Source organism: Massilia genomosp. 1 (assembly GCF_011682185.1).
Classification (GTDB): domain Bacteria; phylum Pseudomonadota; class Gammaproteobacteria; order Burkholderiales; family Burkholderiaceae_D; genus Telluria_A; species Telluria_A rubra.
In genome coordinates, this window is record NZ_WHJF01000055.1 from 31,032 (window position 1) to 44,725 (window position 13,694).

At 64.5% G+C, this 13,694-nt stretch carries 12 protein-coding genes; 6 read left to right on the forward strand and 6 right to left on the reverse strand.

All coding sequences use genetic code 11. From position 1 onward, the window contains the following. Positions 1-302 precede the first annotated feature (302 nt). Positions 303-926 carry an O-methyltransferase gene (locus F1735_RS19785; protein ID WP_167238537.1) on the forward strand — a complete coding sequence of 208 codons (624 nt, stop codon included), beginning with the start codon at positions 303-305 and terminating at the stop codon, positions 924-926. A 10-nt stretch (positions 927-936) separates the two neighbouring features. Here F1735_RS19785 and F1735_RS19790 read toward each other — a convergent pair whose 3' ends face one another. The 4 genes from F1735_RS19790 to F1735_RS19805 form a co-directional block, all read right to left on the reverse strand. Then, on the reverse strand, positions 937-1,380 hold the full coding sequence (locus F1735_RS19790; protein ID WP_167238538.1) for a hypothetical protein: 444 nt from the start codon (positions 1,378-1,380) through the stop codon (positions 937-939). 262 nt (positions 1,381-1,642) lie between these two features. Further along, positions 1,643-2,827, reverse strand: a complete 1,185-nt coding sequence (locus F1735_RS19795; protein WP_167238539.1) for a PHA synthase subunit PhaC — start codon at positions 2,825-2,827, stop codon at positions 1,643-1,645. 25 nt (positions 2,828-2,852) lie between these two features. After that, positions 2,853-3,812, reverse strand: a complete 960-nt coding sequence (locus F1735_RS19800; RefSeq protein ID WP_167238540.1) for a vanadium-dependent haloperoxidase — start codon at positions 3,810-3,812, stop codon at positions 2,853-2,855. After that, positions 3,730-4,329 (reverse strand): hypothetical protein, encoded by a 600-nt coding sequence (locus F1735_RS19805; protein WP_167238541.1) that lies wholly within the window; start codon positions 4,327-4,329, stop codon positions 3,730-3,732. The genes F1735_RS19800 and F1735_RS19805 overlap by 83 nt, the downstream gene beginning before the upstream one ends. A 187-nt stretch (positions 4,330-4,516) precedes the next feature. Here F1735_RS19805 and F1735_RS19810 point away from each other — a divergent pair, with 187 nt between their 5' ends. After that, positions 4,517-6,664, forward strand: coding sequence for a putative bifunctional diguanylate cyclase/phosphodiesterase (locus F1735_RS19810; RefSeq protein WP_167238542.1), 2,148 nt, complete (start codon positions 4,517-4,519; stop codon positions 6,662-6,664). Positions 6,665-6,668: 4 nt separating this feature from the next. On the opposite strand, the gene F1735_RS19815 is transcribed toward F1735_RS19810, so the two are convergent. Next, entirely contained in the window at positions 6,669-7,928 is a 1,260-nt protein-coding gene (locus F1735_RS19815; RefSeq protein WP_167238543.1) for a hybrid sensor histidine kinase/response regulator, read from the reverse strand. 244 nt (positions 7,929-8,172) lie between these two features. On the opposite strand from F1735_RS19815, the gene F1735_RS19820 reads away from it, so the two are divergent. From F1735_RS19820 to F1735_RS19835, 4 genes are all read left to right on the forward strand, one after another. Then, positions 8,173-8,475: a hypothetical protein gene (locus F1735_RS19820; protein WP_167238544.1), complete on the forward strand. Its 303-nt coding sequence runs from the start codon at positions 8,173-8,175 to the stop codon at positions 8,473-8,475. A gap of 504 nt (positions 8,476-8,979) precedes the next feature. After that, complete coding sequence (locus F1735_RS35750) at positions 8,980-9,783, forward strand: PEP-CTERM sorting domain-containing protein (protein WP_373888553.1); 804 nt, start codon at positions 8,980-8,982, stop codon at positions 9,781-9,783. A 60-nt stretch (positions 9,784-9,843) separates the two neighbouring features. Beyond that, positions 9,844-10,650, forward strand: a complete 807-nt coding sequence (locus tag F1735_RS19830; protein WP_222853032.1) for a PEP-CTERM sorting domain-containing protein — start codon at positions 9,844-9,846, stop codon at positions 10,648-10,650. Between the two features lie 310 nt (positions 10,651-10,960). Continuing rightward, a complete protein-coding gene (locus F1735_RS19835; protein ID WP_167238546.1) occupies positions 10,961-11,431 on the forward strand; it encodes a hypothetical protein in 471 nt (156 codons plus the stop codon). An 819-nt stretch (positions 11,432-12,250) separates the two neighbouring features. Here the strand turns inward: F1735_RS19835 and F1735_RS19840 are convergent. Further along, positions 12,251-13,417, reverse strand: a complete 1,167-nt coding sequence (locus tag F1735_RS19840) for a hypothetical protein (RefSeq protein ID WP_167238547.1) — start codon at positions 13,415-13,417, stop codon at positions 12,251-12,253. Positions 13,418-13,694: the final 277 nt, after the last annotated feature.

The following is a 13,694-nucleotide window of genomic DNA, read 5'->3' on the forward strand; positions in this document are numbered from 1 at the left end:
ATATGTCGAATATGACCGCAGCATGTCGGCGGAACGGCGCTCGCTCCTCGGACGTGCGGCAGCCACGACGACGACGACCGGGCCGGCCAAGCGCTTGTCTGCGCGGCCAAGCTGAAAGGCAGGTTCAGCACCATCACCGTGAACGGCATGACGGTCACGCCGACCTGCACCGGGTCCGCTGACCTTGCGCATCGGCGGCTGGGCGCCTTGCTGTATTTTTTTGCACTATTTCAGGCTGACCAACGCAGCCGCGCGGAAAAATGGGATAATTTCCGGGTTATCAACCAGTCAGGATTGTCAATATGGACATGGCACTGCAAGCACTGTTAAGCGAGATCGAACACTTCGGCCAAGCCAACGACGCCGCCCACGACGAGCGCGGGCGCCGCATGCTCAACATCACGCGCGGCACCGGCCAGTTCCTGGCCCACGTGATCGATTCGCTGGGCGCGCGCGCGATCCTCGAAGTGGGTACCTCGAACGGCTATTCGACCTTGTGGCTGGCCGACGCCGTGGCCGCCAGGGGCGGCAAGGTCACCACCATCGAGATGGCGCCCGACAAGCTGGCGATGGCGCGCATGAATTTTGTCGCCTCCGGCCTGGACGCCGTCATCACCCAGCGCGAAGGCGAAGCCGGCCAGGTGCTGGCGCAGGCTCCCGACGGCGCCTACGACCTGGTGTTCCTCGATTCGGAGCGCGCCGCGTATCCGGGCTGGTGGGCCGACCTCAAGCGCGTCCTGCGCCCGCACGGCCTGCTCATCGTCGACAACGCCACCTCGCACGCAGCCGAGATGGCGCCTTTCGTCCAGGTCATCAAGGCCGACGGCGCCTTCAGCACCAGCCTGGTCCAGGTTGGCAAGGGCGAACTGGTCGCCGGGCGCGACGCGGACCTGGCGCGTCACTGGGCAAGCTGGCGCGAAAGCTGAGCCGAACCGTTTACTGGTGTGAACCGTGCTTGCCGGAGCGCAGGCCCGCGCTGCGGTGATTGCGCAGGAACGCGTCGACGATCTGGCGCACGATCTGCTGGGTCGACTCCGGCAGGGACACGATATCCTTGAGCAGGGCCAGATCGACGGTCGAGAGCAACGCTTCCGGAATCGTGGACAAGGACTGGTCGGCGTTTTCGGCGTCGCCGTAGCGCAGCCAGGCGGCATGCACGCCCAGCCAGCTGGCCAGGATCAGGATGCGTTCATGGGTGGGAAGGGTCTCTCCGGCGAGCCATTTGCGCGCCGCATGGATCGTCACGGCGGCGCCATCGGCGCGCAGGTTGAAGGCGCGCACGAACGGCGCGGGCTTGAGCGGCAGGCCGGCGGCCAGCAAGGCCGTCTTGAGCCGGTCGCTGAAGTTGATGCGTTCCTCATCCGCTATTTTCGAGTCCATTTCCGCATCATACCTGTCATATTCCCGGACGCGGCGCGCGGTTCGCCCCCCAGCACATCGCGGGAACACGGAAAGCGCGGCACGGTCCAAGGTGATAAGGCCATCGTCATGGGATGGTGGCCCGGCATGCATTGCCGAGGATGATCCAGAACCGCTGTCGACCCGGCCCGGGGGGCTACCATGACACCAGTGCCGCCGCACCTGCCGCGCCTTTACAGCTATGCGGCCATCACCACCCATTGCGCGGCCCAGATTGCGCAATTCATGGCCGAGGCGCGCCGCAAGAGCGGGGCCGAGGCTTGCTACCGGCGCGAGCGTGCCTATGGCGTCTACATCGGCTGGCGCGCCCTGGTCGGCGGTCATGCCGACCAGGCCATGTTCCACCGCGACGACCTGCGTCTCGAAGCCTTGCTGAGCGAGCCACTGGCGCCCTCGCCGTAGACAGTGGGCCAAGCCGCTCGAGCCAGTCGAACACGCGCGGCCACACCAGCTGGTGCGCGCCGGCGCCCACCAGCGCGCCGACATGCTGCAGCGCCACTCCCACATCGCCCAGGTAGGGCAACAGCACCTTGTGCGCGCTGCCGGCTGCCTCATGAAAGCCGAGCACCGCCCCGGGCGGAACCAGCGCGCTCAGCGGCCGGTACAAACTGAGCAGCGGCGCGCGCACCTGGCCCGGATCGAGCCGCGTCCCGTTCAATACCAGGTCGCCATGCATGAAGCTGTTGTGCGCGAACAGCAGCGCGAGCGCGTCGTCGAACAATGCACGCGACATCGGCAGTTTATCGAGCGTCCAGCGCCGCACCCGCAGGTGGGTCGCGAGCAGGCCGGGAAACGGCGCGCTGGCCACAACATCGATGGCCGGGCCGGCGTAGAACGCAGCGGGCGCGGCGTTGGCGAAGATCGCGCTCAGGAGCGACCCGGGCAGCGGGCGGCCGCGCTCGGACGGCAAGCTGGCCAGCAAGGCCGTGCCGGTGACGAGCCGCACGAGCGGCGCCAGGCCATCGACGTTAATGGGCGCCTCGAACAGGGCCAGCGCCGCCACGTGCCCGGGCCGCCAGGCGCTGTGCAGCGCGGCCAGGACGCCGCCCAGCGCATGCCCGAACAACGCCACCTGCACGCAAGCGTTGCGCCGCTGGATGACCTTGACGCAGGCGTCGATCAGCGGCCCGGCGTAATCGGCCAGCCCGGGCATGCCGGCGCGGGCGGGGAGCTCGGTCCATTCGATCAGGTACACCCCGACGCCGCGCGCGAGCGCCTGGCGCACCACGCTGTGCCCAGGCGCCAGGTGCCAGACATAGCAGCGCTTGATCGGCGCCGGCACGATCAGCAGCGGCGGGTGGCGCCGCGTGCCGGCGCCGTAACAGCGCAGGCGCAGGCCGGGCGCGCTGAACACGATGCGCGAGGGCGTCTGGCGCGGGCCGAAGCCGAGCAGTTCCAGGGTCGTCATGGGTACTCTCCTTTCCGGCAAGCGGTCACGGCGCCGGACGCACGAGGCCGCGTTCGAAGACGTCGTCGGCCACGCGGCGCCCGACCTGCTGCCCGGCGTGGCGGTCGACATCCCAATGCACGCCGAGGTAGATGCGGCTGCGGCCGTTGTCGTATTCGGCCTGCGAGAGCGACCCGAAGCCGCGCACCAGGCGCGGACGCACGCGGCCCTCGTTGTCGCGCGTAACACCGTTGAACTCGTCGGAAACGAAGGAAAACGCGATCGCATCGGTCCCGTAAAAGCGCCGCAGGGTCTGGAACAGCGCGCCGCCGAAGCTGGCGTGGCCGGACGGATAGGAGGGAAACGGCGGCGTAAAGTCCGGCTCGCTGGTGTTGCTGGCCTGCGCGCCCAGCGGGGTCCAGGACGGATCGGCGCGGGTGGCGGGGTTGCCGTCGCCCACGCCGGTCGGGCTGGCGCCGGGCGAGGCTTCGCGAATGCCCGTCAGCGGGCGCCAGAATTGCTCGGCGTACTTGGTTTTCCATACCACCAGGCAGGTGTCGGCCATGTCCACGTTGACCAGCGCCAGCATGCGCGCCATCTGCAGGCCGGACAGATTGCGGCGCGAACCGATGTGCAGCGCGATCTGCTTGTACAGGCGCGGCGCGACGCCGATCAGCGGGGTGCCCTCGTACGACCAGTAAATGCCCGACACGGTTTGGGACGGCGTGCGCACGGTGGGCGTGCGCACGCCGTCGCCGCCGAGCCGGCGCACGTCCTCGAAGGCGGCGGCATAGGCCGCGCTGGCGAGGGCCGGCGGCGGCGGCGGGCGGAACGGTTGAACCGAGGGTAGCACGAACGGCGTCGCATCTTGCCACAACGCGCCGAGCGCGCGCGGATCGCGGCTCACGGGATCGGGTCGCCATTTACCCGGTGCATTGCTCGGGAAAAAATTGACGCCGACCACGAGGTCGTCCGGGCCGCCGCGCGGGTCGTGCATGGCCAGCACGGCGGCGGCCGGTCTCGACGCCGTTATCGCGGGCGCGGCCGGGACCGACGCGCAGCATGGCGTTCCGGTAGGTTTGCTCGACGGCGCGCGCTTGCCCGGGGTACAGCGCTTGCAGCGTCGCGCGCGCCGCCGTGGCCAGCGCGGCGTCGGGCGAGCTGTCCGAGGGCGCCTGCGCCATGCCGGTGTAGCCGGGATAGCTGGGCAGCACGGCGTTGAGCGCTTCGAACAGGGCCAGGTGGTAGATCGCCAGCGCGCGGCTGGAACGCGCCGGCCCGTACTGCTCGTAATAGGGGCGCGCCGAACCGGGCGGCGGTGGCGTATGATCGAGCGCGTTGGCGCGCAAGGCCGCTTCGCTCCAGTAGCGCACGGCGAGCATCAGGCTGGCCGGCGCGGACGCCGCCGCTTGCGCGGGCGGCGCGGCGGCCAGCGCGCCGGTCTGCGCCGGTGCGGGCAGGCAATGGCAGCCGAGCACGGTTGCGAGCAATGCCAGGCGAGCCTTCTTGATCAGTGGATTCATGTTTTCCTCCTCGGGACGGGACGCGCCGGACAGCGCCACGATTCCGACGATAGCGCCGCACGGCCGGTCGGTCCCACGATCGCGTCAATGGGATGCGGTCGCCATTCCCCCAGAAATTGTCAGGTGCATGCGGAACTTTTTTGCAGCCTGCCCGTCTAACTCGTTAGGATTAACGTGCGACCAAACCATGAACCAGCCACTTGAGAATGACAAGACGCGCATCGCGCGTTTTATCCGCAACAACCTGCCTGCCATCCTGCAACACTGGGACGAATTTGCGCGCAGCATTCCCGCTGCGCGCCATATGCCGCACGAACGCCTGCGTGACCATGCGGCCGGCATGCTGGGCGCCATTGCGTCCGACCTGGAGCGGCCGCAGACGCCGTCCGAACAGGCCGACAAGGCGCGCGGACGGGCGCCGCCCCATGCCGCCGACACCCAGGCCGAGAAGCACGGCTCCGGCCGCATGAGCGCCGGCTTCACCGTCACCGATACGGTGGCCGAATTCCGCGCCCTGCGCGCCAGCGTGATGCGCCTGTGGGCCGACCGCGACGGCGACGGCAACGACCTGGCCAACGAGGACCTGATCCGCTTTAACGAAGCCATCGACCAGGCGCTGTCAGAGTCGCTGGAAGCGTATTTCACCGAAAAAGATGGCATCACGCACCGTTTCGACACCCTGCTCTCGGCCACCCCGGACCTGCACTACATTGCCGACACCGACGGCCACGTGCTATACGCCAACCGGGCGCTGGTGCGCCTGTTCGGCACGGCCGGCAAGAATCCCTGCGAGCACAGGCTAGCCGATTTCTGCCCCGCCTTTGCCGACCAGCTCGAGCGAGACTTGGGCGCCGTGGTGCAGACGCGCGCCATCGGGCGCGGCGAGCTGCAATGCACGGCGCCCGATGGCGCCGCGCACACCTACCGCTATGTACTGATGCCAGTGATCAACAAGGACGGCGAAGTCGATTCGATTGCCGGCACCGCGCGCAATATTTCCGAACTCAAGGCGTCGGAAGCGAAGATCTTGCGCAACGCCTATTACGACAGCCTGACCAGCCTGCCGAACCGCACCCTGTTCCGCGAGCGCCTCGAACACGACGTGCGGCACGCCGCGCGCACGGGCTTTGCGCTGGCCCTGCTGTTCATCGACCTGGACGGCTTCAAGGAAGTCAACGACCGCTTTGGCCACGATGCGGGCGACCAGCTGCTGCAACACTGCGCCCAGCGCCTGCAGGGCTGCGTGCGCGCCACCGACACCGTGGCGCGCATCGGCGGCGACGAATTCACGATCATCCTCAACGAGGTGAGCAAGCCGGCCTTCGTCGAGGTGCTGGTGGGCGACATCCTGGCCGAACTGGCGCGTCCGTTTGCCATCGGCGGCAAGCAGGTGCATGTCTCGGGCAGCATCGGCATCAGCTTGTACCCGCAAGATGCGCACCACCCCAACGACCTGTTGCGCAACGCCGACCAGGCCATGTTCGTGGCCAAGCACGGCGGGCGCAACCGCTTCAGCTATTTCACGCCAGACATCCGCGATACGGCCTGGGCGCGCCTGAAAGTGATCGACGAATTGCGCCAGGCGCTGGCGCGCTGCGAACTGCTGGTGTATTACCAGCCCATCGTCGAGCTGGCCACCGAAGCCATCGTCAAGGCCGAGGCGCTGGTGCGCTGGCGCCATCCGGACGGCTCGCTGGTGCTGCCGGAGCGCTTCATCGGGATCGCCGAGGAAGCCGGCCTGATCGGCGAAATCGACGCCTGGGTACTGTCGCAGGCGGTGCCGTGCGCGGTGCGCCTGGCCGAGCTGACCGGCACGCCGTTCCAGATCAGCGTGAACAAGTCGCCGGTCGAATTCATGAGCCGGCTCGTCAAGAATACCTGGGATGACGACCTGGCCCTGCTGGGCCGCGCCGGGGCGCGCATCGCGGTCGAAATCACCGAAGGTGTGCTGCTCGACGATTCCCCCGGCGTGCGCGACAAGCTGGCCCGGCTGCAACAGGCGGGCGTGCAGCTGACCATCGACGACTTCGGCATCGGTTACTCGTCGATGGCTTACCTGAACAAATTCAAGGTCGACTTCCTGAAAATCGACCAGTCATTTGTCAAAGACATGCTCACCACCAACCCGAACAGCCAGATCTTCGCCGAGACCATCATTGCGATGGCGCACAAGCTGGGCCTGAAAGTGATCGCCGAGGGGGTCGAAACGGCGGCGCAGCGCGACTGGCTGCGCCAGGCCGGCTGCGACTACGCCCAGGGTTTCCTGTTTTCGCAAGCGACCAGCGAGGAATGCTTCGCGCAGTTGCTGCGCGCGGCGCCCGGATGCCGCGCCTGAGCTGTTAGCGGGTATTGCCGGCGGCGGCGATAAAGCGCGTGACCGCCTCCGACGCCACCAGCGCCAGCAAGGCGTCGATGTCGATCGGCTTGACCACGTACCGGCCGAAGCCGGCGCCGATGGCGCGCGTACTTTCTTCCTGCCGGCCATAGCCCGAGATGGCGATGGCGAACGGAATGTGGGCACCGGCCGTGCGCCGCAGTTGGGCGATCAGCTCGTAGCCGTTCAAGCCAGGCAGGTTGATGTCGCAGATCAGCACGTCGAACACCTGGGTACGCGCCAGCGCCAGCCCGGCGATGCCGTCGTAGGCGGCCGTGACGCTGTGCCCTTCGCCCAGCAGCAATTGGCCGAGGGTATCGTTGGCGTCCAGGTTGTCTTCGACCAGCAAGATGCGCCGGCTTGGGGGCATGGCGCCCGGCGCCAGCGCGGCCTGGGCGCTGTCGCTGGCCAGCAGCGGCAGCGAGACGGTGAACACGCTGCCACGGCCGGGGCCGTCGCTGGCGCCGATCACCTTGCCGCCATGCAGCTCGACGATATTGCGGACCACGTTCAGCCCCACGCCCAGCCCGCCTTCAACGCGGACCGCGGCACGGGCGCCGCGCGTGAACAGGTCGAACATGCCGGCCAGTTCACCCTGGTCCATGCCGGCGCCGTTGTCGGCCACCGTGACCACCGCCATGCCCTCATGGGCGCGCGCCGCCACCCGGATGACGCCGCCGTCGCCGGTGTACCGGGAAGCGTTGATCAGCAGGTTGCCGAACACCTGCGCCAGGCGCAGCGGGTCGCCATGGACCTGCAGCTCTTCCGGCAAGTCCATGTGCAGTTGCTGGTGGCGCTCCAGGATGCGCACCTGCACCGTCTGCAGGGCGCGGCGCAGCACGGCGCCCAGTTCCAGCGGCGCGCGCGCGAGCACCAGCTTGCCGCTGTCGATGCTGGCCGCGTCGAGCAGTTCGTCGAGCAGGCGGGTCAGGTGCTGGAGCTGGCGATGGATGACGGAGTGCAGGTTGAGCAGTCCGGACGAGGGCTCGGGCAGCTTGGCCAGCATGGTGTTGGCCAGGCTGATCGGCGCCAGCGGATTGCGCAGTTCGTGCGCCAGCATGCCGAGGAAGTCGCTGCGGCGCTCCTTGACCTGCCCCGCTTCGAGGCGCAGGCGCGCCAGTTCGGCGTCGCGCTCGGCCAGCAGCAGGCGCAGGCCGGCCACCTCGCCGGCAAGGTCGTGGTCGGTGGGTGGGGGCGATCCTGTGTTGCTGTCCTGGTTCGCCATGGCGTCCTTTCGTCGGGCCGAAACTGGCTCCCCGAAGTATGGCGGCAAAACGCCATGTGTGTTGACTTAATTCAACAGAACACCGTCATGCGGATCGACTATCCGGTGAAAATGTGGTGTGCAGCACGAAGGCGTAGTGTTACGGGCGGATGTAAAACACCGAATAATCGCAGCAGCGCCCGTCGGCAAGGTACGCGCGGCGTATGGTATATGGAGCGCGCACAAAAACGGACAAGGAACCCGGATGGGATGGGCGGCACATTATATTGCAGCACTCAAGAGCGGCCAGAGCGTGCAGTTCCGGCCGCGCGGGGCCTCGATGGTCGGGCGCATCGGGTCGGGCCAGCTGGTCACCGTCGAACCGCTGGGCGCGGTGCCGCCGGTGAAGGACGAGATCGTCCTGTGCAAGGTCAACGGCAACGAATACCTGCATCTGGTCAAGGCGGTCAACGGCAATCGCTTTCAGATCGGTAACAACCGAGGCGGCATCAACGGCTGGACCACCCTGGTGCAGGTGTTCGGACGCTGCGTCAAGGTCGAGCCGTAAGCGCGGCATCAGCGTGCCTCGGAACGCCTGACAAAACCTCTCGACCTACCGCCAACAGTCGAGTGGGCAAGCGCCTTTCGGGAATGCCCATGTAGCGGACGATGAGTCTAAGGTTCCAAGCGCCCGGCAACAAAGCGAATCGAGCAAAGAATGCCTGGACGCTTCTGGCCGAAGATGCCCCAGGGGCCGGTTTCGCCCCGAAGCAAACACTGCGCAATGGGTATGTCGTGCCGTTCGAAGCCCAAGTGCATCGGAAGATAACTCCGCTCAAGCGACTTCGATTGAGGGCTGATCACAGCCTTTCGACGATCTTGAATTGGCCGCCACAGATCTCGCCAACAAGGAAAAAAATCCAGAATCCAAAAAAAGCAGCGTAAAAATCGCAGTTGGCGACAACTCGCTTGCAGGTTTCCGTAACGGATGGCGTGCTCGGCAGCATAGTTAGCTTTTTCGCATGATTGCGGGTTACTCTATGGAGTCTACTCACCTTTCGGAGAAATCAACGTGTCCAATCGCTCCACTCTGCCCACGACGCTGTGCTGCGCCGTGGCGCTTTTTGCGTGCTCGGCCAGTGCCTGGGCCGATACCCGCACCGGGTCGTCCTTCTCGGACGTCACCGGCTTCAGCTGGCAGCTGATCGACCTTGATCTCAACGACGGCATTACGCCCGAGCTGACCATCACCTCGCAGACGATTCACGTCGACAGCGGTTACGACAGCGATTACACCGACTTTGTCTATGACGTCTACGATGAACGCGACAGCTACGGCAGCACTGCCGCCAACGGGGCGCATGGCGGCGCCAACGCCGCGCTGGGCGCGGCTGAATCGCACCTGAGCGCCAACTTGTCGTCGGATTCCCACTACACCGCAGGCACTTGGGGTAGCAGCGAATCGAGCTGGCACTTCGACCTGACCCCGTCCACTGGGGTGCTGTTCAACGCCAGTGGCAACGCCGGGGTCGCCGCGTCTGACATCGTGTCGAGCTATGCCTTTTCGTATCACGAATTTCGCGGATCGCTCGGCGATAGCGCGAACGGCAGCAACCAGTTCCGCCAATACTTCGACCTCAGCACCTGGGGCTTATCCGGCGCCCAGTCCCTGTCCGGCGACTTCGTCCTGAGCGGCTACCTGCATACCGACAAGCGCGCCGAATCCGGCAGTTTCGAGTTCTCCCATAGGAACAGCGTGAGCCTGTACGGTCCGACCCCGGCTGTTCCGGAGCCGGAGACCTACGCCATGCTGCTGGCGGGCCTGGCCTTGGTGGGCGCCGGTGCCCGCCGGCGCGCACGCCGCGCTGGTGGCTGACCTGGCATCGCATCGTATCGCATCAGCCCAATGTCTCCAACACTCCGCAAAGGAATCAACGTGTTCAATTGTCCTGCCTTGACACGGGCGCTGTGCGCCCTCGCCGTGCTCGGTTGCGCTACCAACGCCTCGGCCGACACCCGCAGCGTTTCAGTAACGTCCACGATCACCGGCTTCGGCTGGCGCCTGATCGACCTCAATCCCAATGACGGCATCGCGCCGGAACTGACCGTCATATCGAAATATGTCTCGTCCGTCAGCATCTATGACCGGGATGGTTATCCGCTCCCTTATGACATCAAGGATGAGCGCCAGGGCTACGGATCGACCGCCGTACACGGCCTGTACGGCGAAGCAAGCAGCGACTTGAGCGCCACCGACTCGCGCCTGAGCGCTTCGCTGGCGTCCGACGCGTCCGCGTATGCGTACGCCGCAGCAAGCAGCGACGTCACCCTGCGCTTTTCGCTGACCCCGCACACCGGGGTTCTATTCAACGCCGCTGCGGCCGTCGATCCGGCGGCCTCGAACACCGCCACCACCGAGCTGGCGGCACAAGCAACGCTGCGCGGATGGCTCGACACTGGCGCGACCTTCTATAGCGAGTTCGATGACAGCTTCATCCTCCGGACGGATATTGACGATCCGGCCGACCTCGGGTCCAGCGCGTACCATCTGTCGGGCCTCCTGTACAGCGGCGCGGAGGCGGCAACCGCGCGCGTCGACTTCAATAACTACGCCAGGGCCACGCTGGACGGCCCGACCGCGCCGGTGCCCGAGCCGGAAAGCTACGCGATGCTGCTGGTCGGTCTCGGCCTGGTTGGAGCGCGCGCTGCCGCGTGCAGGGCCGTCAGCCAGCGAGATGCTTGACGGTTGAACCGTGCGTCGCTCGCGCCGACGCCAGCGATTACCCTTGCCATCAGGTCTTTGTCCGACGCGACGCGGCTGGGATGCCATGCACCCGCTTGTCGAGATGCACGAAAAGCATTTCGTAGTTGAGCCAGGCCAGGATTGCCTGCTCCTTGACGGCCTGAGTGTCGGGACTCTTTGGCAACGACCGCTTTGGGTCGACTCCGGTCCTTCACCGCAACTGGGCCAGTGCGACAAAATTTCCATTCGAGCAAGCAATCCGGTAGACTAAACGCTCACGAAGGGCCGATTTCGGGCCAACAGCGGACGAATGGAGATCCAAGCAAGGTGGCGGGCAACGCAAATTTATGACAATGGCGGCAACATGAAATGTCTCAACTGCGGGAATTCCAGCTTTGATAGACCGGTGGACAAATCGAGCCTGGAAATTTGGCACTGCAAAGAGTGTGGACATGAGTGCGCCGTACACTGCAACTACATCCCGGATCTGTCGGAGATGCAAATAAGCGATCTCTTCATTGGAACAGCTTCTATCGGTTCTGGACCTGAGGCCTTGAAGTCTCTGATGAAGTTAAAGAGGGTCCTTGCGTTTGCCGAGCGATTTGAGCCTGCTCAACTCGAGGCCCAGTACCGGGCAGGCAAGCATGAATGGGATCTGGGCTGCTTCTTGGGTTTCGAGGTCGAGCAAGCGTCCGCGATATGCCAGGGTGCCGGCATTTCAGTAAGGTTTGAAATCGCTCGCACACCACCGTATGCGCCTTCTGCTGGCCAAGTGCAATGAACTGTCTATGTCCGCTTCGGGGCCAGGCCGTGTAAAAACGCAATCCTGGCTATTCATTGCGATTCACATGTTCTCATCGAGCCCACGAACACAGCACCTGGGCTATCGACGGCGCGAAGACGACCTGAAGAAATTATCGCATACCCGGTTGCGCGAGCTAAAACAGCGCGATAGCCGGGCAGCAGCGAAAATGACTGTGGCCTAACCGGACCTCGACGAAAATGGCCGCGAAAAAGCATTGCCATTGACCGTGGGCGGTGGCGAGGCCCTATGGTCCCAAAGCCAGTAAAGCAATCGGGAAATCGAGGATGTCCCTTACCAACATACTTCACACCGACGCGCCGTTGAAAAGGCGTTTGCAATGCGTATGACTGAGAATCTTCGCGCCAGATACGAGGATCCTCAAATGACTTTTTGCTGACAAGCAGCCAGATTCCGAAACGCCTATGCTGCATAGATAACCCCTTGCGAAGTTGTGACCGTGCGGAAGCTCATAAAATGGCGCAGGCGCGGTCAGACGAACGTGCGTGGCAAAATCGTCTTCCAGCTTGAAATACACCGGGCCCTTGTCCCAACCGACAGCTTCTGGCCGACTGCCGCCCACGACATATCAACATGACTGCTGTTCGATTGCGCTGCTTCTTTCATTATCCCGAGCCCTTCCGAGGTTGATCAGTGCGCCGATGTTGACGAGCCGCCAGTCGGCGATCGTGTCGTGGCATGGAATGGCACCATCAAGATACCACGGCGCATGGTACGCATCCAGGCGCAGCCGCCATAAGGCAGGATGGCGCCCTCAGGAATGCGCAATGCCCGGCCTTAGTAGAAGATGGCCGCCCCTCGGATCTCGCAGAAATTGTGCTCCTCATCAAAATGTTTGCGCATCCTGGCCAGCAGCCCCTTGCGGTACCCACCCCTGACCGTCAGTGCGATATCGAATACCGCAGTCCGGTCATCTTCACCAAGCAGAGGAAGGATGAACAGCAGCAGCCCATATTTCTGCTGGTTGTACAAATCGCTCTCGGTGTCGTCCAGGCGCTCGATCAGGTCCAGTGCCAGTTGAATCACTTCGCCACGCCCCAAGTTCTCCATGACCGCGCCAAACTGGATCAGATTGTGAATCATCTCCGACGAAGGCGCATGCTTCCTGGCATCGTCCATGAATCGAGCAAACAGCGCATCGAGTTCCCCGGCCGGCAGCCACGCGGCCAGCTTGAGCAGGCAGCGATTGCGCAGGTAAGCCGATGTGAATCGGCGCGCCGTTTCCACGAGGAGCTCCCCTTCCGCGCGCTGCAGATACTGCGCATTGCGAATCACAAGATAGGCAGTCCAGGACTCGGGCACATCCTCGCCCACGTGCAGCGCCACCGTCGCTGCCCTATGTTCCTTGCTCATGAACGGGAACACGAGCTTGAGCCGGTACGCGGCTTCGTCCGACCACAATCGGAATTGCTCGCACAGGTAGGAGAACACCGCCGCCTGGCGCTGCGCATCGAGATGGGGAAACAGGCCACCGAGCGCGCGCGTTTGAAAAGGTTCGGGGAACGCCAGGACTGCGGCATACGCCCTGTCAAGAAGCTCGGGCGACAGGACATGGGCAAACCTGCCGATGCAGTTGGCCTTGTCGTAGCCGTGCGGGAGATCGTCGATCGCAAGCCAGATTGCGCCAGCGTCGTAGTTCTCGACGCGGGCAGGAAGCGGGTGCCGGTCCTGGGGCGACAAGAACAACGCGATCAGTAGGCGTTTGTTGCGCAACGTCGCATTGAGAGCATTAAACAGATGCACTGACCGCTCCCGCGTGCGTCGCCGGTAGAATTGTTCGAGCAAGCTACACGCATAGTAGGACACGATGGAATCGGAGGCGTGGGCGTCAAGGAAGGCGGCCAACTTGTCGATCAAGTCGTCCGGAACGACGACCCTCCCGGCATAGCCCACCTGCTGGACAAATTCCCGTTGGAGATGAATGTAGTCGCCGTAGGTGCTCATGCGATGTGCGGTCGGTCCTGCTCTGCAGCCCTCATGGGCGGGACCCGCCATCATAGCGGACGCAGGACCGCCGGTCCAATCCCTCACGGTAAAAAGACCCGCTTGCGCGACCAGGACTGTCGCCCCACAGCCGACGTTGGGTTTCTCTTCATCCTGAATCCGTGTTCCGCCTCCTTCAATAGTTGATCAAGTCATTGATTTCAAAGTAAAATATGGCATCCCATACTTTCACCTGACCTGCCATGCCACACTTTGAAGTCAAGCAATCGCGCAACCT